The 26,337-nt window shown below is 72.0% G+C and carries 24 protein-coding genes; 13 read left to right on the plus strand and 11 right to left on the minus strand.

The window, feature by feature from the left end; all coding sequences use genetic code 11:
• Window positions 1-876 carry an alpha/beta hydrolase gene (locus tag AB0C01_RS19090; protein ID WP_357571728.1) on the minus strand — a complete coding sequence of 292 codons (876 nt, stop codon included), beginning with the start codon at window positions 874-876 and terminating at the stop codon, window positions 1-3.
• A 190-nt stretch (window positions 877-1,066) separates the two neighbouring features.
• On the opposite strand from AB0C01_RS19090, the gene AB0C01_RS19095 reads away from it, so the two are divergent.
• Window positions 1,067-2,527: a menaquinone biosynthesis decarboxylase gene (locus tag AB0C01_RS19095; protein ID WP_357372979.1), complete on the plus strand. Its 1,461-nt coding sequence runs from the start codon at window positions 1,067-1,069 to the stop codon at window positions 2,525-2,527.
• Entirely contained in the window at window positions 2,527-3,438 is a 912-nt protein-coding gene (mqnP, locus tag AB0C01_RS19100; protein WP_357571729.1) for a menaquinone biosynthesis prenyltransferase MqnP, read from the plus strand. Before AB0C01_RS19095 ends, mqnP begins: the two co-directional genes overlap by 1 nt.
• Here mqnP and AB0C01_RS19105 read toward each other — a convergent pair.
• Window positions 3,427-4,410, minus strand: a complete 984-nt coding sequence (locus AB0C01_RS19105) for a terpene synthase (protein WP_357571730.1) — start codon at window positions 4,408-4,410, stop codon at window positions 3,427-3,429. The genes mqnP and AB0C01_RS19105 overlap by 12 nt on opposite strands.
• Before the next feature lie 150 nt (window positions 4,411-4,560).
• On the opposite strand from AB0C01_RS19105, the gene AB0C01_RS19110 reads away from it, so the two are divergent.
• Entirely contained in the window at window positions 4,561-5,190 is a 630-nt protein-coding gene (locus tag AB0C01_RS19110; protein ID WP_357243980.1) for a UbiX family flavin prenyltransferase, read from the plus strand.
• A 103-nt stretch (window positions 5,191-5,293) separates the two neighbouring features.
• Here AB0C01_RS19110 and AB0C01_RS19115 read toward each other — a convergent pair whose 3' ends face one another.
• The gene (locus tag AB0C01_RS19115; protein ID WP_007454516.1) at window positions 5,294-5,560 is read right to left on the minus strand and encodes a BldC family transcriptional regulator; all 267 of its coding nucleotides are present in this window, start codon (window positions 5,558-5,560) and stop codon (window positions 5,294-5,296) included.
• Window positions 5,561-5,829: 269 nt separating this feature from the next.
• Between AB0C01_RS19115 and AB0C01_RS19120 the strand changes: the two genes are divergently transcribed.
• Genes AB0C01_RS19120 through AB0C01_RS19130 form a run of 3 tightly spaced genes read left to right on the plus strand, consistent with a single transcriptional unit; the run spans window position 5,830 to window position 8,293 of the window.
• Window positions 5,830-6,288 (plus strand): Lrp/AsnC family transcriptional regulator, encoded by a 459-nt coding sequence (locus AB0C01_RS19120; protein ID WP_357243983.1) that lies wholly within the window; start codon window positions 5,830-5,832, stop codon window positions 6,286-6,288.
• 50 nt (window positions 6,289-6,338) lie between these two features.
• Window positions 6,339-7,169: an SDR family NAD(P)-dependent oxidoreductase gene (locus AB0C01_RS19125; protein ID WP_357571731.1), complete on the plus strand. Its 831-nt coding sequence runs from the start codon at window positions 6,339-6,341 to the stop codon at window positions 7,167-7,169.
• 32 nt (window positions 7,170-7,201) lie between these two features.
• Window positions 7,202-8,293, plus strand: coding sequence for a PLP-dependent cysteine synthase family protein (locus AB0C01_RS19130; RefSeq protein ID WP_357571732.1), 1,092 nt, complete (start codon window positions 7,202-7,204; stop codon window positions 8,291-8,293).
• Window positions 8,294-8,308: 15 nt separating this feature from the next.
• On the opposite strand, the gene AB0C01_RS19135 is transcribed toward AB0C01_RS19130, so the two are convergent.
• The 4 genes from AB0C01_RS19135 to AB0C01_RS19150 all read right to left on the minus strand — a co-directional run bounded on the left by AB0C01_RS19135 (window position 8,309) and on the right by AB0C01_RS19150 (window position 14,677).
• Window positions 8,309-8,929, minus strand: coding sequence for a putative glycolipid-binding domain-containing protein (locus AB0C01_RS19135; protein WP_357244117.1), 621 nt, complete (start codon window positions 8,927-8,929; stop codon window positions 8,309-8,311).
• Between the two features lie 107 nt (window positions 8,930-9,036).
• The gene (locus AB0C01_RS19140) at window positions 9,037-10,875 is read right to left on the minus strand and encodes a DEAD/DEAH box helicase (RefSeq protein WP_357244120.1); all 1,839 of its coding nucleotides are present in this window, start codon (window positions 10,873-10,875) and stop codon (window positions 9,037-9,039) included.
• Window positions 10,876-11,206: 331 nt separating this feature from the next.
• Window positions 11,207-12,970, minus strand: a complete 1,764-nt coding sequence (locus AB0C01_RS19145) for a hypothetical protein (RefSeq protein ID WP_357571733.1) — start codon at window positions 12,968-12,970, stop codon at window positions 11,207-11,209.
• 114 nt (window positions 12,971-13,084) lie between these two features.
• The gene (locus tag AB0C01_RS19150) at window positions 13,085-14,677 is read right to left on the minus strand and encodes a C40 family peptidase (protein WP_357571734.1); all 1,593 of its coding nucleotides are present in this window, start codon (window positions 14,675-14,677) and stop codon (window positions 13,085-13,087) included.
• 238 nt (window positions 14,678-14,915) lie between these two features.
• Here AB0C01_RS19150 and mqnE point away from each other — a divergent pair, with 238 nt between their 5' ends.
• The 3 genes from mqnE (at window position 14,916) to AB0C01_RS19165 (ending at window position 16,913) form a co-directional block, all read left to right on the plus strand.
• Window positions 14,916-16,085 carry an aminofutalosine synthase MqnE gene (gene mqnE, locus AB0C01_RS19155; protein WP_091395685.1) on the plus strand — a complete coding sequence of 390 codons (1,170 nt, stop codon included), beginning with the start codon at window positions 14,916-14,918 and terminating at the stop codon, window positions 16,083-16,085.
• Between the two features lie 23 nt (window positions 16,086-16,108).
• Window positions 16,109-16,546 (plus strand): hypothetical protein, encoded by a 438-nt coding sequence (locus AB0C01_RS19160; RefSeq protein WP_357243998.1) that lies wholly within the window; start codon window positions 16,109-16,111, stop codon window positions 16,544-16,546.
• A gap of 73 nt (window positions 16,547-16,619) precedes the next feature.
• Window positions 16,620-16,913 (plus strand): DUF4229 domain-containing protein, encoded by a 294-nt coding sequence (locus AB0C01_RS19165; RefSeq protein ID WP_357571753.1) that lies wholly within the window; start codon window positions 16,620-16,622, stop codon window positions 16,911-16,913.
• Between the two features lie 105 nt (window positions 16,914-17,018).
• Here the strand turns inward: AB0C01_RS19165 and AB0C01_RS19170 are convergent, their stop codons facing one another.
• Window positions 17,019-18,356, minus strand: coding sequence for a C39 family peptidase (locus tag AB0C01_RS19170; protein ID WP_357244000.1), 1,338 nt, complete (start codon window positions 18,354-18,356; stop codon window positions 17,019-17,021).
• Window positions 18,357-18,568: 212 nt separating this feature from the next.
• Between AB0C01_RS19170 and AB0C01_RS19175 the strand changes: the two genes are divergently transcribed.
• The 4 genes from AB0C01_RS19175 (at window position 18,569) to AB0C01_RS19190 (ending at window position 23,670) form a co-directional block, all read left to right on the plus strand.
• Window positions 18,569-20,449 carry a M14 family metallopeptidase gene (locus AB0C01_RS19175; protein ID WP_357244003.1) on the plus strand — a complete coding sequence of 627 codons (1,881 nt, stop codon included), beginning with the start codon at window positions 18,569-18,571 and terminating at the stop codon, window positions 20,447-20,449.
• 353 nt (window positions 20,450-20,802) lie between these two features.
• The gene (locus tag AB0C01_RS19180; RefSeq protein WP_357571735.1) at window positions 20,803-21,732 is read left to right on the plus strand and encodes an ABC transporter substrate-binding protein; all 930 of its coding nucleotides are present in this window, start codon (window positions 20,803-20,805) and stop codon (window positions 21,730-21,732) included.
• Between the two features lie 55 nt (window positions 21,733-21,787).
• The gene (locus AB0C01_RS19185) at window positions 21,788-22,816 is read left to right on the plus strand and encodes an iron ABC transporter permease (RefSeq protein WP_357571754.1); all 1,029 of its coding nucleotides are present in this window, start codon (window positions 21,788-21,790) and stop codon (window positions 22,814-22,816) included.
• On the plus strand, window positions 22,813-23,670 hold the full coding sequence (locus tag AB0C01_RS19190; protein ID WP_357571736.1) for an ABC transporter ATP-binding protein: 858 nt from the start codon (window positions 22,813-22,815) through the stop codon (window positions 23,668-23,670). The genes AB0C01_RS19185 and AB0C01_RS19190 overlap by 4 nt, the downstream gene beginning before the upstream one ends.
• Before the next feature lie 16 nt (window positions 23,671-23,686).
• Here AB0C01_RS19190 and AB0C01_RS19195 read toward each other — a convergent pair whose 3' ends face one another.
• The 3 genes from AB0C01_RS19195 to AB0C01_RS19205 all read right to left on the minus strand — a co-directional run bounded on the left by AB0C01_RS19195 (window position 23,687) and on the right by AB0C01_RS19205 (window position 26,237).
• On the minus strand, window positions 23,687-24,451 hold the full coding sequence (locus AB0C01_RS19195) for a VOC family protein (RefSeq protein ID WP_357244012.1): 765 nt from the start codon (window positions 24,449-24,451) through the stop codon (window positions 23,687-23,689).
• Between the two features lie 96 nt (window positions 24,452-24,547).
• Complete coding sequence (locus AB0C01_RS19200) at window positions 24,548-25,285, minus strand: ABC transporter permease (protein WP_357244015.1); 738 nt, start codon at window positions 25,283-25,285, stop codon at window positions 24,548-24,550.
• 10 nt (window positions 25,286-25,295) lie between these two features.
• On the minus strand, window positions 25,296-26,237 hold the full coding sequence (locus AB0C01_RS19205; RefSeq protein ID WP_357244018.1) for an ABC transporter ATP-binding protein: 942 nt from the start codon (window positions 26,235-26,237) through the stop codon (window positions 25,296-25,298).
• Window positions 26,238-26,337: the final 100 nt, after the last annotated feature.

Below are 26,337 nucleotides of genomic sequence, written 5' to 3' on the forward strand. Positions count from 1 at the left end.
TCAGGTCACCGGAAGGAAGTCGCGCAGCAGGGCGAGCATCTCGTCCGGGCGCTCCTCGTACAGCCAGTGGCCGCAGTCCTCGATCACCTCGCCGCGGACGGTGTCGGCGTACCGGCGAACCTGTTCGGCGACCTGCCCACCGAGGCTGGCCGCCGCGCCGACCGCCAGCACCGGCATCGTCAGCTTCGTTGATCGGTACGACGCGTTGTCGGCGATGTCCTGCTCGAAGGCCCGGAAGTAGGCGAAGCTGGCCCGCAGATGCGCCGGGTCGCGCAGGTGACCGGCGAACTCCTCGATGTCCGGCGCGGCGATGCTGCCCTTGCGCACCATCAGCGCGTCGGTGAACCGGTCCACCCACCGCGACTCCCGCCCGCTGACCAGGTCCTCCGGAAGCCCGTTGCCGAGCGAGAAGAAGCCGAAGTTCCACACCCCGGGTCCGGCCTGGGTGAGCGCGGGAAAGGTGTAGATGCTCTCGTCGGGGATCGGCGCCTCGCTGAGCACCAGTCGACTCACCCGCTGCGGATGGGCGGCCGCGTACGCGTACGCCACCATCGTGCCCAGGTCGTGCCCGACCAGCCGGAGGTCACCGACCAGGCCGAGCTGGTCGAGCAGGCCGTGCAGGTCGGCGGCGACAGTCTTCTTGTCGTAGCCGCCGGCCGGGGCGTCGCTGTCCCCGAAGCCGCGCAGGTCGGGTGCGACCACATCGAAGGAGCGTCCCAGGTCGGGCAGCAGGTGCCGCCACATGTACCAGCACTGCGGGTACCCGTGCAGCAACACCAGTGGCGGGCCGCTGCCGCCCCGGACGTAGTTCATGGCGATCTGGCCGACCCGCGCCCGCTGCTCGGTGAACCCCGCCGGAACCCGCTCCGCGCCCATCGCCGCCTCCGTCCGCCGGCTGCCCGGCTACCCGCTGTGCCGCCCGCCATGCCTGCGGGGGCGGGACCGCGCGGACGGCTCGGGAAGCGCGGCCCGCGTCCACTGGCCCGGGTGCTGCTTCCCGGTTCATCGCGTGTGTCACAGCACCCGGCTTGGGCCGTGCGGCACCCGGTGCGGGAGACTGGGCGACATGGCGGCTCGTGGCTTCCCGTACACCGATCTCAAGGACTTCCTCGCGGCGCTGGAGCGCGCGGGGGAGCTGCGCCGGATCGACGTCCCCGTCGACCCGACACTGGAGATCAGCGAGGTGGTCACCCGCACGGTGCGGGCCGGCGGCCCGGCGCTGCTCTTCGAACGCCCGACCCGGGGCGAGATGCCGGTGGCGATCAACCTGTTCGGCACCGAGAAGCGGATGGCGATGGCGCTCGGCGTCGAGTCGCTCGACGAGATCGGCGCCCGGATCGGCGCGCTGGTCAAGCCGGAGCTGCCGGTCGGCTGGTCCGGCATCCGGGAGGGCCTCGGCAAGGTCATGCAGCTCAAGTCGGTGCCGCCGCGCAAGGTCAAGACCGCACCCTGCCAGGAGGTCGTCTACCGGGGCGAGGACGTCGACCTGAACCGGCTGCCGGGGTTGCAGGTCTGGCCCGACGACGGTGGGATCTTCCACAACTACGGGCTGACCCACACCAAGCACCCGGAGACCGGCAAGCGCAACCTCGGCCTGTACCGACTCCAGCAGCACGGCCGCAACACCCTCGGCATGCACTGGCAGATCCACAAGGACTCGACCGCCCACCACGCGGTCGCCGAGCGACTCGGGCAGCGCCTGCCGGTCGCGATCGCGATCGGCTGCGACCCGGTCGTCTCGTACGCGGCCAGCGCCCCACTGCCCGGCGACATCGACGAGTACCTGTTCGCCGGGTTCCTGCGCGGCGAACGGGTGGAGATGGTCGACTGCCTCACCGTGCCGTTGCAGGTGCCGGCGCACGCGCAGATCGTGCTGGAGGGCTACCTGGAGCCAGGTGAGCGGCTGCCCGAGGGGCCGTTCGGCGACCACACCGGCTACTACACCCCGGTCGAGCCGTTCCCCGTGCTGCACATCGAGGCGATGACCATGCAGCGCAAGCCGGTCTACCACTCGATCGTCACCTCGAAGCCGCCGCAGGAGGACCACGGCCTCGGCAAGGCCACCGAGCGGATCTTCCAGCCGCTGCTCAAGCTGATGATCCCGGACATCGTCGACTACGACCTGCCGGCCGCCGGGGTCTTCCACAACTGCGCGATCGTCTCCATCCGCAAGCGCTACCCGAAGCACGCGCAGAAGGTCATGAACGCTATCTGGGGCGCGCACCTCATGTCGCTGACCAAGCTCATCGTGATCGTCGACGAGGACTGCGACGTGCACGACTACAACGAGGTCGCCTTCCGGGCCTTCGGCAACGTCGACTACGCCCGCGACCTGCTGCTCACCGAGGGGCCGGTGGACCACCTCGACCACTCGTCGTACCAGCAGTTCTGGGGCGGCAAGGCCGGCGTCGACGCGACCCGCAAGCTGCCCACCGAGGGTTACACCCGTGGCTGGCCGGAGGAGATGAGCATGGCCCCCGAGGTCACGGCGCTGGTCGACAAGCGCTGGAAGGAGTACGGGATCTGATGGTCGTCCTCGACGCACCGGCCGAGAAGCCGGGCCGGGTCAAGTCCTTCCTCAAGCTCGTCGCGATCGAGCACTCGGTGTTCGCGTTGCCGTTCGCGTTCCTCTCCGCACTCGCCGCCATGCGGGTCTCCGGGGGGCACGTCCGGTGGGTGGACCTGCTGCTGATCACGGTGGCGATGGTCGGGGCGCGGACGTTCGCGATGGCCGCCAACCGGATCCTCGACCGGCGGATCGACGCGCGGAACCCGCGTACCGCCGGCCGGGAACTGGTGACCGGCGCGGTGAGCGTGCGGACGGCCTGGACCGGCGCGGCCGTCGCGTTGGTGGTCTTCCTCGCCGCCGCCGCCCTGCTCAACCCGCTCTGCCTGGTGCTCGCGCCGCTCGCCGTGGTGCCGTTGGTCGTCTACCCCTACGCCAAGCGGTTCACCAACTGGCCGCACGCCATCCTCGGGATCGCCCAGGCGGTCGGCCCGGTCGGCGCGTGGCTGGCGGTCACCGGCACCCTGGACGGCTCCGGGCCGGCCTGGCTGCTCGGCGCGGCGGTCGGGCTGTGGATCGGCGGCTTCGACCTGATCTACGCCTGCCAGGATTCCGAGATCGACCGGGAGATCGGCGTGCACAGCGTGCCCGCACGCTACGGTCGGCGCTTCGCGTTGCACGCCTCGACTGTCGCGCACGTGGTGACCTTCGCGCTGTTCGTCTGGTTCGGCGGGCTGATCGGTCTGGGCTGGCTCTGGTGGATCGGGCTCGCACTGACCGCCGTGGCGTTCGGCTACCAACATCTGGTGGTGACCCCGACCGATCTCAGCAAGGTCAACCGCGCGTTCTTCACCGCCAACGGGTTCGTCGGCATCGCGCTGTTCGTCTTCGCCCTGCTCGACCTGGTGATCCGGCTCGACCTACGCCCCTGAGGCGCGTTGGAAGGTGGCGGCGGGGTAACGGGCGCTCTCTACGGTCCAGTCGATGGTGCCCCGGACGGCGTACGCGATCCCGTCGAGATGGTCGCTGACCGCCCCGTCCAGCGCCGGGCCGAACGACGGCACCACGGCCCGCAACCCGACGAAGCGCCGCATCGAATCCCGCCAGCGGCCGGCCGCCAGCTCGACCGCCTCCGCCGACGACACGGCCAGCTCGCCCTCCAGGGCCAGGACCAGGTTGTGCCCGCCCGCGGTGGCCCGGTCCCGCTCCAGGGAGGCCAGGTCGTTGTACCAGGAGAGCAGGTCGTTGCCGACCTGGGCGATCTCGCGCAGCAGCGGGTGGTGGTAGACCGGGTCGGGCAGCGGCCGTCCGCCGGCGAACTCCACAAGCGGGTACGACACCTCGGCCGCCGACGTCGCCCGCCGCAGCTCGACGTACTCGCGGACGGCGGGTCGGTGACCGGTCTCCTTGTTGAGCGCCTCCTGCCGGGTGCCGTCGAGATGCCGGGCCACCGCGTTGGCGACGCGCAGCCGCCACCAGGCCGGCATCCGCTGGTGCGGCTCCCGCCACGCCAGCACCAGCAGTTGTCGTAGCGGGCCGGTCAGCCCGGCGTGGCGCGCCCGCGGCCCGTCGTGCAGCAGTGCCAGCGTGCCGTCGCGGAGTGCCCGGATCTGCTCCGGGGTGAGTCGGTCCGGCCCGTCGCAGGCGTCATCGACGAGGAAGAACCAGGTGAACAGGGCGGTCAGCACCCGCAGGTCGGCTTCGGTCGCGGCCGGGTAGAGCCGCCCGGCGTACCTGGCGAAAGCTCCCCTGGACAGCCGGTGCAGCGCGGTGTCGTCCAGCGGGAGGTCGAGCGTGGGCAGCACACCGAGCAGCCACTCCTGCACCTGGTCGGCGTGGGGCGAGAGCCGCGGTGGGATCGGACAGTCGGCACGGAGCGCCCAGAGGATCTCGCCGGTCGTCACCCGATGCCTCCTGCGCGAGATGTGTCCGGTGCGAATCGCCAGCGGCAGCATGTCAGGTCGGCGTTACGCCCACCCACCCATTTGGCCTGTCGGATCCGGGATCCCGGGGGTGCGCACCAGCGGACCAGCCGGACCAGGCAGGCTGGGGGCATGCGGGAACCATGGGTGATCGGGGTCTCCGGGGCCTCCGGCACGCCGTACGCGGCGGCCGTTCTCGGCGGACTGCTCGACGCGGGCGAGGCGGTGGACCTGATCGTGTCCCGGGCGGCCCGACTCACCGTGCTCGACGAGACCGGCCGACCGTTCCGCGACGGGCACTGGGCCGAGGACCTCGCCGGTTGGCTCGACCGGGACCTGACCGGAGCGGACGTGCGGTACTGGCCGGCGGGCGATCTGGCCGCAGGGCCGAGCAGCGGCTCCTACCGGGTACGCGGCATGGCAGTGGTCCCGGCCAGCACGGCGGCCTGCGCGGGCATCGCGATCGGGCTGTCCAAGGACCTGTTGCAGCGCGCCGCCGAGGTCAACCTCAAGGAACGGCGGCCCGTGGTGGTGGTCCCCCGGGAGACACCGGTGACCCGCAGCCACCTGGAGCACCTGATCGCGCTGCACGACGCCGGCGCGGTGGTGCTGCCGGCGAGCCCCGGCTTCTACGGTGCCGGCGCGGCAGCCAGCGCCCAGCAGTTGGTCGACTTCGTCGCCGGCAAGGTGCTGGACGCGCTCGGCGTCCCGCACAGCCTGTTCCGCAGGTGGTCCGGCCAGCTCGGCGCGGACCGGAGCTGAGCTGTCGGCTCAGCGCGTGTCGTCGTGCCGCCCGACCCGATCCGGCCGAAGCGGTACGCGGACCGGACTGACGTCCGGTCCGCGTGGCGTAGTCCGCACCAGTTCAGTACATGCCGGCGTTGGCCGGACCCGGCCCCGTGGATGCGGCCGGCCCCACATTGCGGGGCTTTCCGACCTCGTCCACCTCGTCCAGCATGCCCTCCCCCTCAAGCAGGGCTCGCACCTCGGATTCCCGAAACCGGCGATGCCCGCCTGGAGTCCGGATGCTTCCTATCCGGCCGGCCGCCGCCCATCTCGTCACAGTCTTCGGGTCCACCCGAAACAGCGCGGCGACCTCACCCGGTGTCAGCAGGCGATCTCCAGTGTCCACAGCCCCCTCCTCGCGTCGACGAAGCCCCTGGCTGAACACACTGCCCCCGGCTGGTGCGAGCCCAGAGCCGTCATGAGGGACGTATGGCAATTACAGCACCAGGGACCTGGCCTGTCCGCCAAACGCGAAAAATGCACTGACTGGGAAGTTAGTAAATGGTACTGGTGCAACCCCTGCCTTGACCGTCGGTTCTTGAACAGTTACTCACTGTTTGGTCCAACGGATACTGAAGGCGTCGCGTTACGCGTAACCGGCTAAGGTCACTCTCCGTGGACGCCATCGACCTGACCCTCGTCGACCTGCTGCGCGGCAACGCCCGCCTGTCGTACGCCGAGTTGGCCCGGCAGGTGGGCCTCTCGGCCCCGGCCGTGCACGAGCGGGTCGGCAAGCTGGAGAGCAGCGGCGTGGTCCTCGGCTACCGCGCGGACGTGGCCCCGGAGGCGATCGGGCTGGGAGTCACCGCGCTGATCGGCATCGTCGAAGACTCCGGCGCGGACAGCGACGACATGCTCGAGTCGCTGCGCGTGCTGCCCGAGATCGAGTCCTGCTACTTCATGGCCGGGGTGGAGTCGTTCCTGCTGAAGGCGCGGGTCGGCACGATCGCCGAGTTGGAGCGGTTGATCGTGCGGTTGAACCGGACCCCCGGGGTGGCCTCCACCCGCACCGCCATCGCGCTCTCCACGAAATGGGAGAACCGCCCCCAGTCGGTCGGCCCGACCACGGCCTGACCGTCGCGTACCCCTGGTGTCGCCGGATCGGCCGGCGGTAGCGTGCGCCGATGACCCCGCAGGGACGTCGCGTGGCAGTGGTGACCGGTGCTGCCGGCGGCCTGGGCCGCGCCATCGCCGCCGCGCTGCACGCCGACGGCTGGTCGGTGCTGCTCACCGACCTCGACGCCCGGGCGGTGGGCGCCGCCGCGGCAACGCTCGGCGGGTGGTCGGCCGTCCTGGACGTCCGGGACGAGGACGCCTGCGCCGGCATCGCCGCGACCGCGGCCGGCCGCGGTGACCTCGCCCTCTGGGTCAACAACGCCGGCATCCTGAGCACCGGGCCGTCGTGGGAGCACGACGGCGCGACCCGCCGCCGGATGTTCGACGTCAACGCCCACGGCGCCATGAACGGCACCCTCGCCGCGCTGGCCGTCATGCGTGAGCAGGGCCACGGCCACGTGCTCAACGTCGTCTCGCTGGCCGGGTTGGTCGCCGCGCCCGGCGAGACGGTGTACGCGGCCAGCAAGCACGCCCTGCTGGCCTTCAGCCTCGGCACCCTCTCCGACCTGCGGATGGCCGGCTACCGGCGGATCCACGTCTCCTGCCTCTGCCCGGACGGCATCTGGACCCCGATGCTGCACGATCGGCTGGACGACCCGGGGGCGGTGGCCTCGTTCACCGGGTCGATGCTGACCGCCCAGCGGGTGGCCGCCCGGGCGGTCCGGCTGGCCCGCCAACCACGCCCGGTGGTCAGCCTGCCGCGCTGGCGGGGAGCACAGGTACGCCTGCTGGACGCGCTGCCCCGGCTCGCCGTCGCGCTCACCCCGCTGGTCCGGGCCGCCGGCCGGGCCGGCCAACGCCGGCAACTCCGGAGGTCCACGCCACCGGACCGGCGCTGACCGCCCCTGACCTGCTTGCTACGTTTCCGAGCGTGACTCATCTCGACCGGTGCGACGAGGCCAGCCGGACCTGGGTGACGGAGGCGATCGCCACCGTCGAGGCGGACGCGAACCGCTCGGCCGACACCCACCTGCTGCCGTTCCCCCTGCCCCGGGCCTGGGGGATCGACCTCTACCTCAAGGACGAGTCGTCCCACCCCACCGGCTCACTGAAGCACCGCCTGGCCCGTTCGCTGTTTCTCTACGGGCTCTGCAACGGCTGGATCGGGCCGAGCACCACGATCGTCGAAGCGTCGTCGGGCTCCACGGCGGTCTCCGAGGCGTACTTCGCCCGGATGCTCGGACTGCCGTTCATCGCCGTGATGCCCTCCTCCACCTCGCCCGAGAAGATCGCGCAGATCGAGTTCCAGGGTGGCCGGTGTCACCTGGTGGACGACCCCGCGACAGTGGTGGTCGAGGCGCGCTGGCTCGCCGAGGACTCCGGCGGGCACTTCATGGACCAGTTCACCTACGCCGAGCGGGCGACCGACTGGCGGGGCAACAACAACATCGCCGAGTCGATCTACGCGCAGTTGGAGTTGGAGCGGCACCCGATTCCGGCCTGGGTCGTCGTGGGCGCCGGCACCGGGGGCACCAGCGCGACCATCGGCCGGTATGCCCGGTACCGCCGGCTCGCCACCAAACTCTGCGTGGTCGACCCGGAGAACTCGGCGTTCTACCCGGCCTGGCTGGCCGCCGACTGGTCGGTACGGACCGGAAAGGGCTCCCGGATCGAGGGGATCGGCCGCCCCACCGTGGAGGCGTCGTTCCTGCCCTCGGTGGTGGACCGGATGGTCCAGGTGCCGGACGCGGCGTCACTGGCCGCGATGCGCGCCGGATCGACGCTCCTCGGGCGCCGCGTGGGCGGCTCCACCGGCACCAACCTGTGGGGTGCGTTCGGCCTGATCGCCGGGATGCTCGCCGAGGGCCGGACCGGCTCGGTGGTCACCCTGATCTGCGATCCGGGCGACCGGTACGCCGACACCTACTACTCCGACGACTGGGTGACCGCCCAGGGCCTCGACCTGACGCCGCACCTGGCCACGATCGAACATTTCCTGACCAGCGGCACCTGGCCCCGCTGAGATCGGCGGGCGCGGTCAGCGCGGATCGATCCGCTCGGCCAGCCCGGGGTAGCGGACCACGTAACCGCTGTCGTCCAGATCGATGTCGGCGGTGAAGGTGCCGCTGGCGAAGCGCACCCGACCCGGCCCGAGCCCGCTGTAGATCTGCTCCGCCGCCACCACCTCCAGACCGGGCAGCAGCACCCAGGCAACGGTGATCCGGTGGGCCAGATCGGCCGGCTCGGCGGCCAACCCGAGCCGGTGGACCGGCAGGGTGTTGAACAGCGGCGAACCGCTCAGGTCGACGTCGAGCGCGTCGGCCAGCCGGTCCGGGTCGTCCGTGCCCGGCAGACCGGCCCGCGGGTGACCGGCGGCGACCAGTGCCGCGTCCAGGTCCCCCTGCTCGGCGGTGGTCACCCGCCACCGGTCCGCGGACCGCTCCAGCTTGACCCTGCGCAGCCAGCCCAGCCCTTCGGCCTCGACCTCGACCCGCGTGGTGGTCCAGTCCGGCGCGGTGGTCAGCTGGTAACGGGCGGTCCAGGGGATCGGGTCCACGGCGAGCAGCGTGCCCCGAGCCGTCAACCCGCGACCATCGTCGAGCAGCACCTGCTCGCTGCCGGCGGTGTCCGTCCGGGACCAGAAGATCGACTTAGGCATGGTCGGCATGAGCCGGACGTTACGCGACCGGGCCGACATCGGCAGGGCATGCGCGAACGCCGCCGCGAAGGACGAGCTCCGCGACGGCGTTCGGGTGGATCAGTGGATCAGTGGGTACGCGCCGGCGGTCGCCCGCCGAAACCGCGCCGGTCGTCGCGCGGGCGGTCGTCGCGCGGGCGGTCGTCGCGCGGCCGGTCGTCCCGAACACGGCTCTCCGGGCGGAAGCCACCCCGGGTGTCGCGGTCACCGAAGCGACGCTCACCGGTCGGGCGGTCCCCGTACTGGCGGTCACCCTGCGGACGGTCGCCGAAGCGACGCTCGCCGGTCGGACGAGCGTCCCGGTCGCCGAACTGCGGCCGGTCGCCGAACCGGCGCTCGCCCTGCGGCCGGTCGCCGTAACCCCGGGTGTCCCGATCGGCGTAACGCCGCTCGCCCTGCGGGCGGTCGCTGTGCTGCCGCTCGCCCTGCGGGCGGTCGCTGTGCTGACGGTCCCCGTACTGGCGGTCGCCCTGGGGGCGGTCGCCGAAGCGACGCTCGCCGGTCGGCCGGTCGCCGTAACGCCGCTCGCCCTGCGGGCGGTCCCCGTACTGGCGGTCGCCCTGCGGGCGGTCGCCGAAGCGACGCTCGCCGGTCGGGCGGTCGCCGTAACGCCGCTCGCCCTGCGGGCGATCACCGAACCGGCGCGGGCCGCCGGAGCGGTCGTCGAAGCGACGCGAGCCGCCGGAACGGTCGCCGTAGCCCCGGGGCTCCGCCTCGAGGCGAACCGGGACGCCGCTGGGCTCGCGGGCACCGACCAGCTCGGCCAGAGCCTGGTCGCCGACCCGCACCCGGGTCTCGGCCGGCGCGACGCCGGCCTTCTCCATCATCGCCAGGGTGGTGCGGCGCTGCTTGGGCAGCACCAGGGTCGCGACCGCGCCGGACTCGCCAGCGCGAGCCGTACGCCCCGCGCGGTGCAGGTAGTCCTTGGGGTCCTTCGGCGGGTCGACGTGCAGCACCAGGGTGACGCCGTCGACGTGGATGCCCCGAGCCGCCACGTCCGTGGCGACCAGCACGTTCATCCGGCCCTCACGGAACTCGGCCAACGTCTTGGTACGCATCCGCTGGGTCTTGCCGCCGTGCAGCCCACCGGCGCGTACGCCGACCGCCGCGAGTTGCTCGACCAGACGGTCCACGCCGAGCTGGGTGCGGGCGAAGACCATCGTCCGGCCGTCCCGCGCGGCGATCGAGGCCGCCACCGGGAACTTCTCGTGCGGCGGAATCAACAGCATGTGGTGATCCATGGTGGACACCGACGCGGTGGAGGGCGCCGTGGAGTGCGTCACCGGATCGGTCATGAACCGCCTGACCAGCGCGTCGACGTCACCGTCGAGAGTGGCCGAGAAGAGCAGCCGCTGACCGTTCGCGGGGGTCTTCGACAGCAGGTCGGTCACCTCGGGCAGGAAGCCCATGTCGGCCATCTGGTCGGCCTCGTCGAGCACCGTGACCTCGACGTCGTCGAGCTGGCAGATGCCCCGCTCGATCAGGTCGCCGAGCCGGCCCGGGGTGGCGACGATGATCTCCACGCCGCGCCGCAACGCGTCGATCTGACGGTCGTACGGGACACCGCCGACGGCGGTCTTGAGGAAGATGCCGACGGACTTGCCCAGCGGCAGGAGCGCGTCGTTGACCTGCATGGCCAGCTCGCGGGTGGGAACCAGGACCAGGGCGCGCGGACGCATCGGCCGGGCCCGGTTGCGCTTGGCCAGCCGGGCGATCATCGGCAGACCGAAGGCCAACGTCTTGCCCGAACCGGTCTGCCCCCGGCCCAGCACGTCACGGCCGGCCAGCGCGTCCGGAACGGTGGCCCGCTGGATCTCGAACGGGCTGGTGATGCCCTGCTGGCTCAGCGCCCGGACCAGCGGCTCGGGCAGGCCGAGGGAGGCGAAGGTGATCGGATCGGGGGCCACCGTCGGGGCGGCGGTCTCGGCCGGCGCGGTGCCGGCCTCGCTCGGGGAGGCGTCGAGTTGCTCCCGGGCGGTGTCGGTCGTCGGAGCTGAGTGGGTAACGGACGTAACAGTGCTGGGGTCAGCAGAGGTGGTCAACAAAAGCCTTTCGAGCGGGGCGCATCTTCGCGATGGCCTGCCGCGGCTGTGCCGCCGGATCGCCCGCAAGATCGCCCAGGGGCGCACACCACGCGCGCCGGGTCAGTGATCTCAGCAAGTGTACGGCGATCCGGCGAAGCCGCCAGCCGGTTGCCGGACGGTAGTGGGCGGACTCACCATCGTCCCGCTCGGTGGCTCACCCGTTGAGCACGTTGCCCACCAGACCGTCAAGCGCGTCACCAGCGAGGAGTACGACCATGACGCTGATCGCCACCAGCAGCCCGAGGGCGGCGGCCAGGACGATCATCACCCGGGTGTTCCGGGATCGTTCGGCCGGCGTGTCCGCCCATCCCTGGGCCAGGATGTGCCCGGTCAGCGACCCGGAATTCTCCACCGCGTTGGCGGGGATCGCGATCGTGGCGAAGCCCGGCCCATCGCCGCTGCCGTAGACGGTGCCGGCCAGGTCAGAGCCGCCGTCGTGTCGGCCGCCGCTGGCCGCGCCCCGGGCGGTGGAGCCACCCGAAGGCTTGCCTGTCGACGCGGCCCCGAGCGGGCTTCCGCCGCCATCCCCGGTCGAGCGGGAAGCGCCGGAGGCCACGCGCGGCTGTCCGCTGTCACTCCCGGCCGACCGGGAAACGCCGGTGGTGGACGGCGGCCAACTCGGCAGGGCGGGCGCGGGCACCACGGGCGGCGCGGAGACGGGTGCCCCGGTCCACCCGTCGCCGGAGGCCGGGCGTGCCGTCCCGACGGTGGACGGCCACCCACCCGACGGTGCGGAAACCGCCGCGCTGGCCCGCACGCCGGGCGTGTCGATCATCGCTGGCGGCGGCGGGAACGGTGGTGCCGGCATCGGGCCGGGCGGGCCGGGTGGCGCCGGCACCGGCGGACCGGGTGGCGGCACGGGCGGGCTCGGAATGGGCGGCGCCGGCGGACCCGGGATGGGCGGCATCGGCGAGGGCGGCGGGATGGGTGGACCCGGAACGGGCGGGACCGGACCGGGGGACGGCGTGGGCCGGGGGGCCGGCCCGGGCGTCGGCCTCGGGTCGGGCGGGTACGGCCCCGGGGCGGGAGCGGGCTCCGGTTCGGCTGGCGACGGCTGGGTCGGCCCAGGACCGGGTGGCGGGGGTGTCGGCTCCGGCGGCTGGGCGGGCTCGGGTGCCTGCCCCGGGTCGGCTGGCTCGGGGCGCACCGGTCCGGCCCGGTACACGCCGGGCGTGCTGCTCCGGGCGTCCGGAGTGCCCAGGGCATCGGGCGTGGCCCGACTGCTGCCGGGAACCGTGGCGCTGGCCCGGGCCGGCGCGGCCGAGTCGTTGCGCTGCCCCGGCAACGAGACGTCGACGGGGCCGGGTGACCCGGACGAACCGGCTGAGCCGGTCGCGCGGTAGGTGGTCGCGCTGACCGGGGCGCTGGCCGGCAGGTCACTGCGGAGAGCCCCGGCGGTCGCGACGCTGGCGCGGGCGCGTACCGGTGCGGCGGCCTGCTCCGGTTGATCTCCGGCGGGGGCAGACTGGCCGCCGCTGGGGCCGGTGACTACCGGCTGTCCGGCGTCCGGGCCGGGAACGTCCGCGCCGACGCCGCTGCTGCCGAGAGCAGCGCCAGCGTCGCCGGAGGCGTCGTCACCGGTGGCGATGTCGTCCGAAACCGGGCTGGCGTCCGTGCTGGCCGGGCCGGCGTCCGTGCTGGCCGGGCCGGCGTCCGTGCTGGCCGGGCCGGCGTGAGGGTCCGCCGGGCTGGAGGCGGTGCGGGCCGGGCCGGCGTCCGTGCTGGCCGGGCTGGCGTCCGTGCTGGCCAGGCCGGCCTGGGAGTCCGCCGGGCTGGCGGCGGTGCGGGCCGGGCGGGCGGCAGGGGACGCCGCGGAGGCGTCGGTGGGGGACGCCGGGTCGACGGTGCCCGGCCCGGATGGGTCGGCTTGCTCGACCCTGGGGTCGACAGTCTCCGCCGGATCACTCTGCTCGGCCATCTCCGCCCTCCGTGCCACGCTCGCACCCGGACCCGAGACGTCGGGTCGGATGTGCCTGGATGTCACGGTGCCACAGATCGTCCCGAGCGGACAGCCGGAGCCGGTCGTGGCGGATCAACCAGTGGCGCTGGGGCTGCCCGTCGAGCTGCCGCTGCCCGTCCCGCTCGTGCTGGCCTTCGGTGTGCTCGGCGGTTCGCCGCTGCTCGGTGCGCTGGTGGGCGCCGAGGGCAGCGTCGACGGCGTGTTGTCCGGGGTGGCCGGCGGGGTCTCCGAGGCGCTCTCGGTCGGCGTGGGCGGCGGTGGCGTCGTCGGTGGCGTCGTCGTGGGCGGTGGCGTCGTCGCGCTGTCCGTCGGCGTCGGGGTGGTGGTCGGTCCGCTCGGCGGCGGCGTGGCCGACCCGGTGGGCGTCGGATTGGTCGTCGGCGTGGGCGTCGGCTTCGGGGTGGGCTTGATGGTGGGCGGCGTGACCGGCACGGTGGGAACGGTCACGATCGGTGCCGGCACCGCGCCGATCACCCGGGTCGCGGCATACAGCCGAGACCAGCTGACCACCGAGATCTTGACGACGTCGCCGGTGGTGGGCGCCTGCACCATCTTGCCGTTGCCGATGTACATGGCAACGTGGTGGATCGTCGTCCAGCTGCTGCCGGACGCGAAGAAGAGCAGGTCGCCGGGGAGCAGCGCGCTCTGCGGCACGGTCCGGCTACGGGTGGCGGCGTACTGGTCGCGGGAGACCCGCGGCAGGTCGAAGTAGTCGGCGCCCGGGGACCGGTACGCCGCCCACATCAGACCGGAGCAGTCGAACTGATTCGGGCCCTCCTCGGACCACTTGTACGGGTCGCCGAGCTGGGCCAGCGCGTACCGGACCGCGGCCATCGCGCGGGGGTGCGCGGCCATCCCGCTGATGTTCTGGTTGGTGACGTAGCCGGCGCCGAACTGCTGCTCGGTGGCTTCCTGCTGGCGTTCGATCTCGATCAGCTGGGCGGAGTTGTCCTTGCGCAGTTTGAGCAGACCCGCCTCGGCCGCACGGAGTGCCGTCTCGCCCGTGGTGAACTGCGACTGGGCGGCGGTGAGCACATCCTTGGCTTCGGTGTGCTTCTGGTAGGCGGCCTGCTCGTCGGCGCGGGCCCGGGCCAACGCCCCGGCCACCCCGGTGGTGCCGCCGTCGACCTTCTCGCCGCGGGTGATCTGCTGCAGGCGGCTCAGCCCACGGAGGTCCTGGGCGAAATCGCCGGGCGGCAGCGCGGCGTCTGCCTTCACGGCGTCCGCGGCGGCCGCGTCGGCGTCCTGCTGAGCCCGGAGCAGGGCGTCCTGCGCGGTCGCGAGCACCTTGCCGGCCGCGTCGAGCTGGGCCTGGGCGTCGGTGCGTTTCTGTCGACTCTGCAGCAACTCCTCGCCGAGCGTGCCGACCCGGGTCTCGGCGGCGTAGATCTGTGCGGCCAGCGGGCCGGTGCCGATGTTGCCCACCGGAGGCGTCGGGGCACCGCCGAAGGGCGGGACGCCGGGCGGCTGGAGCGCGCCGACCGCCGGCGGGCGGGCGCCGACGTCCGGCACGGTCGTGGGCACCGCGGGATCGGCGTAGACGGGGGTGGCCATCACGGCGGCGGCGATCGCGCCGAGCAGGGCGGCCCAGAGCTTCGGACGCAGGACCGGCGAGATCACCGGGCTCCGTCGTCGCTGCCGTCGCCCGCGCCCGCTGTAGACCATTCCGCTCCCCGTTCGACCGCTCGTCGCCGCGCTCGGTGGGCGCGGCCGCCGGGACGGTACCAGTGTGTGTGTTCCGCCCCACCTTGTTACTACCGCACCTCGCCACTCATGTCGATGCGTTGCAGGGTTACGGGAGGCTGAGAGTCTGGTGAAGTGGGTCGCTGTCGCCGACCGTGCCGCCGGGGTGCTCGGCCCCTCGACGTACGCTCGATTCGACCGCAGGTGGAAGGGACGTGCCATGGACGCCGGACTCAAGCGTGAGCTCGAAGCGAAGGTGTACGCCGGTGAGCGGCTGACCCGCGAGGACGGGGTCGCCCTCTACGAGAGCGACGACCTGACCTGGCTGGGGCGGCTGGCGCACCACAAGCGCACCGAGCTGAACGGCGAGCGGGTGATGTTCAACGTCAACCGGCACCTCAACCTGACGAACGTCTGCTCGGCGTCCTGTGCGTACTGCTCGTTCCAGCGCAAGCCGGGCGAGAAGGACGCGTACACGATGCGCATCGACGAGGCGGTCCGCAAGGCCAAGGAGATGGAGGACGAGCAGCTCACCGAGCTGCACATCGTCAACGGCCTGCACCCCACGCTGCCCTGGCGCTACTACCCGAAGGTGCTGCGCGAGCTGAAGGCGGCGCTGCCGAACGTCAAGCTCAAGTGCTTCACGGCGACCGAGGTGCAGTGGTTCGAGAAGATCAGCGGCCTGAGCGCCGACGAGATCCTCGACGAGCTGATGGACGCCGGCCTGGAGTCGCTGACCGGTGGTGGCGCGGAGATCTTCGACTGGGAGGTCCGGCAGCACATCGTCGACCACGCCTGCCACTGGGAGGACTGGTCGCGCATCCACGCCCTGGCGCACAGCAAGGGCATGAAGACCCCGGCCACCATGCTGTACGGCCACATCGAGGAGCCCCGGCACCGGGTCGACCACGTGCTGCGGCTGCGCGAGTTGCAGGACGAGACCGGCGGCTTCGCGGTCTTCATCCCGCTGCGCTACCAGCACGACTTCGTCGACTCGGCGGACGGCAAGATCCGTAACCGGATCCAGGCGCGCACCACGATGGCCTCGCCGGCCGAGTCGCTGAAGACGTTCGCCGTGTCCCGGCTGCTCTTCGACAACGTGCCGCACCTGAAGAACTTCTGGGTGATGCACGGGCTGTCGGTTGCCCAGCTCTCGCTGAACTTCGGCGTGGACGACCTGGACGGCTCGGTCGTCGAATACAAGATCACGCACGATGCCGACTCGTACGGCACCCCGAACACGATGCACCGCGACGACCTGCTGCACCTGATCTGGGACGCCGGTTTCCAGCCGGTCGAGCGGGACACCCGCTACAACGTGGTGCGCGAGTACGACAAGGCCCCGTCGCTGGCCGAGCGCCGCGCCGAGCCGCAGCAGGTCTGGGCCTGAGCCGCCACGTACCCTCGCAGTCGATGACCGAGCAGAGTGGTTCCGAGCAGCAGGGCGGGTTTCCCCGTCGGGACGCCGAGGGGCGCGTTCGTACCCTTGGTGATCTGCTCGGGGTCTGCCTGGCCGGTCTGGTGATCGGTGCGCTGGCGTTGGTGTTGTTCGACTGGGCGTTCGCCTCGCTCGGGGCCGGCGACTTCGGGCACACCAACGGCTGGCTGGCCGTGATCCTGCCCGCCTGGCTGTTCTGGGACGATTTCCGGGCCTGGTCGTTCGGCGCGGCCCGGGTGGTGGCAGCGGTGGTCGCCGCCGCCGTCGGGGTGTTCGTCGGGCTGCTGATCGCCGGTCTGGCCGCCGACCTGCCGACGCTGCTCTCCGGGACGTTGGCGGCGGGGGCCTTCACCGTGGCGTACGCGATGATCTGGTTCCCGGGGGTCCGCTGGCTGACCCGCCGGACCGGCTGACCGGGACCGCCCGCCGGGCGGATCGACTGTCCCGCCGGCACCGGCGGGCGACGGAGAGAACGGAGTGGTGCAGGTGAGCGCCGCGCTCAAGTACACGCTGGGCCGGATCGGGCTGTTCGTCGCCGTGCTCGCGGGCCTCTGGCTGGTCGACATGAACGTGTTCCTGAAGCTGATGTTGGCGCTGGCCTTCTCCGCCGCGCTCTCCTTCTTCCTGCTGCGCGGTTGGCGCGACGAGTTGGCGGGGGAGATGGCCGACGCCACCGAGCGCCGCCGCACGGAGAAGGAACGCCTCCGCACCGCCCTGGCCGGCGAAGACCAAGACCCCACCCCCACCAAAGGCCCCCAAGGCCCCGACACCACGCGTTGATCAAGAGGTTTGCGTCACCGCAAGCCGATTCCTTGACGCAAACCTCTTGATCAACCGCGTTCGGCGGGCCGGGTTGGGTGGGTTGGGGGCGGTGGGTTGGGTCGGCTACCAGTTGGTGGAGTTGTCGGCCTTGGGCCAGGGCTTCGAGACCGGCTTGATCAGGTACGCGATGCCGCCGGAGCCACCGGAGACGCCGCCGCTGGCGTTCGTGCGCTTGGTCCGCAGCCAGATCTGCTCGAACTGCGCGCGCTTGTAGACGTTGCGCACCACCTCGTTGCTGGACGACGCCGGGTCGTTGACGATCACGTCTCCGTCGGCGGTGAAGCCGACCACCACGAAGAGGTGCCCGGAGGTGCCGTAGTTCGCCCCGTCCAGCTCGCTGGCGAGGAAGGACTGGCTGGTCACGACGGGGATGCCGGCGGCGATGAACCGCTCCAGCTCGTCCAGTGAGTGCAGTCGGGTCACCCGACCCTCCAACCCGGGGTAGCTGGCCGCGTACGCGGTGTTGAACGGCCAGTTGCCCGCGCCGTCGTACGCGTAGTCGAAGGTCATCCGGGCGGCGTGGTTGACGGTCGGGTCGGGGTAGGTCGGGTCCACCCAGGAGGTGTCGGCCGCCGACGGCTTGCGACCCCAGTACTCGACCACCATCTCGGTGGAGGTGGGCGAGCACCACGCCTCGCCGCCGCCGTCGTACTCGGGGTAGTGCCCGGCGTGCACGTTCTGCGAGTAGCGCGGCACCGGCAGCTCGACGCCCCAGGCGATGTGCCCGGCGCTCGGCGGCACGGTGAAGCGGTCCGGCACCGTCGAACTCATCGCGCCGAGCATCCGGACCACCGGCGCGGCGGTCTGCCCGGGTGCCCGGTAGAGGGTCAGCCGCAGCTGGTACGACCGCAGAAGCACCCCGGCGGCGGCGTCGTCGATGCTGAAGGTGTCGGTCCAGATCGTCGACCAGGGATCGCCCTGCGGCTCGACGCTCGTCCGCTTGATGTCGGTGTCGCCGGACGCCCAGCGACCCAGGACGTACCACGGGGTGTGGTCTCCGCTGGTGTAGCCGCCCTGCATCTCCACCTGGATCCAGGTGCCGGCGGGGGTCTCCGCGTTCCACGAGGCGATCAGTTCGGTGGCGTCGAACCCGATCCGGGTCACCGGTGAGGTCCAGGTGCCGTACTCCCAGGTGCGGGTGCTGCCGGTGTGTGGGTCGGCGTACTCGGTGGTGCCGGCGGGGCGGGCCAGGGTGAGGCCCGCTCGGGCGCCGGGCACGACGCGGGTGCCGTCCCGGCTGCCCCGGTGCCAGTCGGCGGGCCCGGACCAGTCCTGGTAGGTGATCTGCTCGTCGTGGCGGGCGGCGGGTGGGCGGCCGGCCATCGCGGGCGCGGTGGTGGCGAGCAGGGTGAGCGCGGTGACGCCGGCGAGGGCGCCCGCGCGCAAGCGGGATCTGGCCATGAGTGCTCCGCGGGTGTCGAGAGGGGCATCGTCGCTGGTCAGTTTTCCGCTCGGAAGGAAGTTTCGCCAGATGTTGGCGCATGGAAAATCATTGCCGCCGCGATGATCCGCCTGGGATGGACCAGCTAACGATCAATATTGATATGACCATGTGACAGATGGTGAAGTGTCCTTCACCGAGCGGGATCTCCCGCCCATCGAGGAGGTAGTCCATGGCCCTCCGCACGCCCACCCCTCTCCGCCGCGTCCTGGTGCTCGCTGTCGTCACCGGGCTGGGCATCGTCACCGTCGCCGCCGGTCCGGTATCCGCCCGACCAGCGCCGGACCGCACCTCCGAGCCGGCCGCCGCCGCCAGCTACCGGGTGCTCGGGCCCCGGACCCTCGCCGACCGCAACGCGGTGGCCCGCACCGGAGCCGCCATCGACTACTCCGAACACGGAGTCCTGCACATCTCGGCGACCGCCGGTGAGGCCGCCGCGATCGGCAAGCTCGGCTTCCGGCTCGAACCGCTCGCCCCGCCGCCCAACGCCGAGCGCGGCGCCGGCGACTTCGGCGCGCTGGCCTTCCCGCCCGCCGACTCCAACTACCACGACTACGCGGAACTGACCGCCGTCGTGAACCAGGTCGTCGCCGACCACCCGGCGATCGCCCGCAAGATCAGCATCGGTTCGTCGTACGAGGGCCGCGACCTGATGGCGGTGAAGATCTCCGACAACGTCGGCACCGACGAGAGCGAGCCGGAGATCCTCTTCAACTCCCAGCAGCACGCCCGCGAGCACCTGACCGTGGAGATGGCGATCTACCTGCTGAACCTCTTCACCGACAGCTATGGCAACGACTCCCGGATCACCAACATCGTCAACGGTCGCGAGATCTGGATCGTGCCGACGGTCAACCCGGACGGCAGCGAGTACGACATCGCCACCGGGTCGTACCGGTCCTGGCGCAAGAACCGGCAGCCCAACAGTGGTTCGTCGAACGTCGGCACCGACCTGAACCGCAACTGGTCCTACAACTGGGGTTGCTGCGGCGGCTCGTCCGGCACCACCTCGTCGGAGACCTACCGTGGCCCGTCGGCGTTCTCCGCCCCGGAAACGCAGGCGCTGCGCAACTTCGTCAACGGCCGGGTGGTCGGTGGCGTGCAGCAGATCAAGGCGAACATCGACTTCCACACGTACTCGCAGTTGGTGCTCTGGCCGTACGGCTACACCACCGCGAACACCGCGACCGGGATGAGCGCGGACCAGTACAACACCTTCGCCACCATCGGTCAGCAGATGGCCGCCACCAACAGCTACACCCCGGAGCAGTCCAGCGACCTCTACATCACCGACGGGGACAGCCTCGACTGGATGTGGGCCACCCACAACATCTGGGCGTACACCTTCGAGATGTACCCCGGTTCGTCCGGTGGTGGCGGCTTCTACCCGCCCGACGAGGTGATTCCCGCCCAGACCACGCGCAACCGGGAGGCCGTGCTGCTGCTCAGCGAGTACGCCGACTGCCCGTACCGGGCCATCGGCAAGCAGGCGCAGTACTGCGGCGGTGGTGGCGGCACCACGGTCTGGTCGGACACCTTCGAGACCGCCACCGGGTGGACCATCAACCCGTCCGGTACCGACACCGCCACCCTCGGCGCGTTCGAGCGGGGTGCCGCCCAGGCGACCACGTCCTCCGGCGCCAAGCAGCTCACCCCGTACGCCGGGTCCAACGACCTGGTGACCGGCCGGCTGGCCGGCTCGGCGGCCGGTGACTACGACGTCGACGGCGGCGTGACAAGTGCCCGGTCCCCGGCGGTGACCCTGCCGTCGTCCGGGACGCTTACCCTCTCGCTCGCCTGGTACCTGGCGCACGGCTCGAACGCCTCGTCGGCGGACTACCTGCGGGTGAGCGTGGTGCACAGCGGCGGCACCACCGCGCTGCTCAGCCAGGCCGGCGCGGCCAGCAACCGCAACGGGAGCTGGGCGGTAGCCAACCTCAACCTCACCCCGTACGCCGGGCAGTCGGTCCGCATCCTCGTCGAGGCGGCGGACGCCTCCGGAGCCAGCCTCGTGGAGGCCGCTGTGGACAACGTCACCATCACGTCCTCCTGAGCGGGTGGGGTCCCGTCCCGCCCCGACGGGGCCCCACCACCCCTCCCGAGCCTCCAGATCCGGGACATATGCCTCCCTGTGGCGGTCACGCCAATCGACGTACGACGATCGAAGCTTGATCGATCTGGCCTGTCCCGCCGGTGCGCTACCGTCTTAGCGACCAGTCCGCAGCGAAGCCGGTGCGAAACCCGGCGCTGTCCCGCAACTGTGATGCCCCACCGGCCGGTGGGGATGAGCCAGGTCGCCTACGGATCGGTCGCGATACGCGCTCTCGAGGAAGGGCGCCTCGTGGGCGGGCGTACGAAAGTCCCTGTCGGCGAAGCACCACACTCCTCGACCGACAGGAGGCCCCCATGAACAGACGTACCCCTCGGCTCTTCGCCGCGACCCTCGCGGTCGCCGCGCTCGCCCTCGGCGCCTGCGCCGAGAAGGCCGACGACAAGCCCAGTGCCGGCACCGCGGCCGCGACGTACCCGGTCACGGTCGGCGCGCTCACCCTCGACAAGCGCCCCGAGAAGATCGTTGCGCTGTCGCCCACCGCCACCGAGATGCTCTTCGCGATCGGTGCCGGCCCGCAGGTCACCGCCGTCGACGACCAGTCGAACTACCCGGCCGACGCGCCGAAGACCGACCTCTCCGCCTTCCAGCCGAACGCCGAGGCGATCGCCGGTAGGAATCCCGATCTCGTGGTGCTCTCCGACGACCGCAACAAGATCGTCGAGCAGCTCGGCAAGCTGAAGATCCCGGTCTACCTGACGCCGGCGGCGACCACGCTCGACGACTCGTACCGGCAGATCACCGAGCTGGGCACGCTGACCGGGCACGCCGACCAGGCCACCGACGTCGCCACCCGGATGAAGGACGACATCGCCAAGCTGGTCAAGGACCTGCCGCAGCGCGCCGAGAAGCTCACCTACTTCCACGAGCTGGGCCCGGAGCTGTACAGCGCGACGAGCAAGACCTTCATCGGCTCGCTCTACAGCCAGGCCGGCCTGACGAACATCGCCGACCCGGCCGACGCGGACGGCAAGAGCGCCGGCTACCCGCAGCTGTCGCAGGAGTTCATCGTCAAGGCCGACCCGGACTTCGTCTTCCTGGCCGACGCCAAGTGCTGCCAGCAGAGCGCCGACACGGTCAAGGCTCGCAGCGGCTGGGCGGGCCTCACCGCGGTGAAGAACAACCAGGTGATCGCGCTGGACGACGACATCGCCTCCCGCTGGGGGCCACGAGTCGTGGACCTGCTCCGGGTGATCATCGACGCGGTCGCCAAGGTGCCCGCGTGACAGTCGTCCGTCGGTGACCGGGCCGCTGCCCGCGGCCCGGCCTGCCGGGCTGCGGATGCGTTGGCTGGTCGCCGGGGTGTTCGCGGTGCTCGTCGCGCTCGTCGTCGGGGTGTCGCTCGGCCCGGTGAGCCTGCCCCCGGGCAGCGTCGCCGCCGAGCTGCTCAACCTGATCCCGGGCGTGCACCTCGACAGTGGGCTGACCGAGCGGGAGACCGCGATCGTCACCGAACTGCGACTGCCCCGGGTGGTGCTGGGCCTGCTCGTGGGCGGTCTGCTCGCCATGGCCGGCGGGTGCTACCAGGGTGTGTTCCGCAACCCGCTGGCCGACCCGTATTTGCTCGGTGTGGCCGCGGGCGCCGGCCTCGCGGTCACCGCGGCGATCGCCCTCGGCGGCGCCGGTCGGGAGGGCACGCTCTCCGGGCTGCCGATGACCATCCCGTTGGCCGCGTTCGCCGGTTCGCTGCTGGCCGTCACGATGACCTACGTGCTCGGCGCGGCCGGCGGGCGACGCGGCTCGCCCGCGATGCTGATCCTGGCCGGGGTGGCGGTCTCCGCGTTCCTCTCCGCCGGGCAGACGTACCTGCTGCAACGACACTCCGACAGCATCCAGCCGGTCTACTCCTGGCTGCTCGGTCGGCTGGCCACCGCCGGTTGGCACGACGTGCTGCTGGTGCTGCCGTACGCCGCGCTGACCACGGTCGTGGTGCTGCTACATCGCCGTGAGCTGGACGTCCTCGCGGTCGGCGACGACGAGGCGAGGAGTCTGGGCCTGCACCCGCAGCGCACCCGGTACCTGCTGATCGCCGCCGCCTCCCTGGGCGCCGCGGCGGCGGTCTCCGCCACCGGGCTGATCGGCTTCGTCGGCATCATCGTGCCGCACACCGTCCGGCTGCTCGCCGGATCGAGCTACCGGGTGATCCTGCCGATGTCGTTGCTGTTCGGCGGCGCGTTCCTGGCGCTCACCGACGTGGTGGCCCGCACCGCCGCCGCTCCCTCCGAGGTGCCGATCGGGGTGGTGACCGCACTACTGGGCGGCCCGTTCTTCGTGCTGGTGCTGCGAACCGCCCGACGGGTGCTCACATGAGCCGCGAGCCCGCCGCCGGCCGGTCCGGGGATCTCCCGTCCGGCGGTCTTTCGTCCCTGGGGGGCGGCGGCGTCGTGCCGGCGGTCGAGGTGCGCGGGCTGCACGTGCGCCTGGACGGCACGCCGATCCTGACCGGCGTCGACCTCACCGTCGCCGTGGGCGAGTGGGTCACCGTGATCGGCCCGAACGGCGCCGGCAAGTCGACCCTGCTGCGCGCCGTCGGCGGCCTGCTGCCCGCGCCGGGGACGATCACCCTCTTCGGTACGGCGAGCGCCGCGCTGCGTCGGCGGGACCGCGCCCGGGTGGTGGCCACGGTGGCGCAGTCCCCGGTGGTGCCGCCCGGCATGTCGGTGCTGGACTACGTGCTGCTCGGACGCACCCCGTACATCCCCACGCTGGGCCGGGAGTCGACCGCCGACCTCGACGCCGTGCACGAGGTGCTCGGCCGGTTGGACCTCACCGGCTTCCACCGCCGTGAGCTGGCCACCCTCTCCGGAGGCGAGCGGCAGCGGGTGTTCCTCGCGCGGGCGCTCGCCCAGGGCGCGACGCTGCTGCTGCTCGACGAGCCGACGAGCGCGCTCGACATCGGGCACCAGCAGGAGGTGCTGGAACTGGTCGACCAGTTGCGCCGCGAGCACGGCCTGACCGTCCTCGCCACGATGCACGACCTCTCCCTGGCCGGCGAGTACGCCGACCGGATGGTCATGCTCGCCGGCGGTCAGGTGGTGGCCGCCGGAACCCCGGCCGACGTGCTGACCGAGCACCTGCTCGCCACCCACTACCGGGCCAGCGTGCGGGTCGTCCCCGGCGCCCACGGCCCGCTGGTGGTCCCGGTCCGCCCCACCCGGCCCTGAGCGCGCACGCGCCGGGTCAGGGACCCAGGTCGATGACGGAGAAGAGGGCGCCCTGGGGATCGCGGAGTGCGGCGAAGCGGCCCGCCGGGATGTCGCGGGGTGGGACGAGGATCGTGCCGCCCAGCTCGGCGGCGCGGGCCGCGGCGGCGTCCGCGTCGGTCACCGCGAAGTACACCGTCCAGTACGCGGGCAGGTCGGCCGGGAAGTCGTCGGCCAGCGGCGGCATCATCCCGGCGACGATCTGCGTCCCGAGCCGCCACCCGGTGTACGTCATCGGGCCGACCGCCTGGTCGTCGGGCTGCCAGCCGAACACCAGCTCGTAGAAGACCTTCGCGCCCTCGGGGTCGGGGGTGACCAGTTCGTTCCAGCTCATCGCGCCCGGCACGTTGAACACCTCGGCGCCGGCCATCGCCAGCGGCTGCCAGACGCTGAACGTGGCGCCCGCCGGGTCGGCGAAGACCGCCATCCAGCCGCGGTCGAATACCTCGAACGGCGGCACCACCACCTGCCCACCGGCCCGTTCGACCCGGCCGGCGACCAGTTCCGCGTCGTCGGTGGCGAGGTACGTCGACCAGATGGGCACCTGGTCCGGGATCGCGGGCGGCCCGGCCCCGGCCACCGGTCTGCCGTCGAGCAGGAAGACCGTGTAACCGCCCGCCTCGGGCTCCGGGGTGACCCGGCCGGTCCATCCGAACAGCTCGGGGTAGAAGCGCCGCGCGTCGGTCAGGTCCGGGGTGGCCAGGTCGGCCCAGCAGGGCGTGCCCGGCGGGACGGTGCTCACGGTCAAAGACCCCTCTCGGCCCGGGTGGCCACCGCGGCCCCCTGCCGGAATCCTGGCACCGTCCCGCTGCGGCGCGGGGCGGAAACGGACGAATCGTCAGCTGAACCGGCGACCCTCGTCCCGTCGGTACGCCCAGGCGGCAAGGGCCGCGAGCAGCACCACCCAGACGCCGAGCATGATCATTGCCAGCGGCTCGACGGGGTAGTCACCGACCCCCGACCACATCAGTTCGGCCGCGCCCCGGGTGGGCAGGAACGGCGCGATCGTCTCGATGAAACCGGGCGCTTCTCCCGGCGCGGAGAGCAGGCCGCCGCCGAACGCGAGCGGCAGGAAGACCACCTGGGCCACCACGATCGCGGCCTTGCTCGGCAGCGAGTAGCCGATGGCGAGGCCCATCAGCGTGAACGGCACCGAGATGACGGCCACCGTGACGGCGGTCAACAGGAACGCCGCCAGCGTGATCCGGGCCGCCGTGAGCGTCGCGCCGATGACCACCACCGGGATCAGCGAGAGGTACGTCAACGCCAGGCCGGCCAGCACCCGACCCGCGAAGCGGGGCGCCGCACCGGCCGGCAGGGTCCGGGTGTACGGGTTCCACGGCTGGTCGCGGTCCTCCGCGACGCCGACCCCGTACTGGAAGATGTTGGCGCTCATCACCGAGAAGGTGACCATCGACGCGGTGGCGAAGGTGGCACCGACCGCGTCGTCGCGGGCGAACGGCACCACGAAGAAGATCATGGCAGCGGCCGGGAAGAAGGCGCTGCCGACGACGGCCACCGGGATCCGGATGGTCTCCAGAAGCTGGTAGCGGGCGTGGACCAGGGCAAGCGGCACGGTGGCCTCCTCAGGCGGTGGTGGTGAGGCCGCCGGCAGCGGCGGTAGCGGGCCGGTCGCCGCTGGCGGGTCGGTCCCCGCCGGGCGCGTCCTCGCTGGTGATGGCGAGGAACGCCTCCTCCAGCGAGGTCGGCCGCACCTCCAGGTCGCTGAAGGGGGTCCCGGCCGTGACCAACGCCCGGACCAACTCGTCGGCGTCGGTGGTGAGCAGGTGCAGCCGCCCGTCGATCCGTTCACTGCGAACGACCCCGGGCAGGTCGGGGAGGTCGTCGGTGACCAGGCTGACCCGACGTACGCCGACGATGCCGCGCACCGCGTCCACCGTGTCGTCGGCGAGCACCCGGCCCTGCCCGATGACGACCACCCGGTGTGCCAGCGTCTCCACCTCCTCCAGGTAGTGGCTGCTCAACAGCACCGTCCCGCCGTCGGTGTGGAACGCGCGGATCGCCTCCCACAGGGTGTGCCGGGCGGCCACGTCCAGGCCGGTGGTCGGTTCGTCGAGCAGCACCAGGCGGGGCCGGCCGACGAACGCCAGCGCCACCGCCAGCCGACGCCGCTGCCCACCGGAGAGGCCGCCACACTGCCGTCGGACGAGATCGTCCAGACCGAAGCGGTCGAGCAACTCCCCACGCGGCACCGGGTCCGGGTAGTGCGCCGAGACGAAGTCGACGACCTCACCGACGCGCAGCGTGCCCGGCAGGCCGGTCTCCTGCGGAGTGACGCCGATCTGCCGGCGGCTCACCGGGTCGCGGGGGTCGCCGCCAAACAGCTCGACCCGCCCGGACGTGGGGCGGCGCAGACCCACCAGCAGGTTCATCAGGGTGCTCTTGCCGGCGCCGTTCGGCCCGAGGAGGCCGACCAGCTCACCGGCCCGGACCTCCAGGTCGACGCGGTCGAGGGCCAGGACGTCGCCGTACCGGCGGCTGGCCTGGTCGGCGCGGACGAGGGTCATGACTGCTCCATAAGATTGTTGATGTCCGGGATCGATGTCTCGGATGCCCGGAGCGGTGGGGTGTGGCTGATGGCTGCTTGCCCGTGGTGGTTCCGAAGGA

The sequence above is a fragment of the Micromonospora sp. NPDC048905 genome (assembly GCF_040649655.1).
In the GTDB taxonomy this organism is placed as follows: domain Bacteria; phylum Actinomycetota; class Actinomycetes; order Mycobacteriales; family Micromonosporaceae; genus Micromonospora.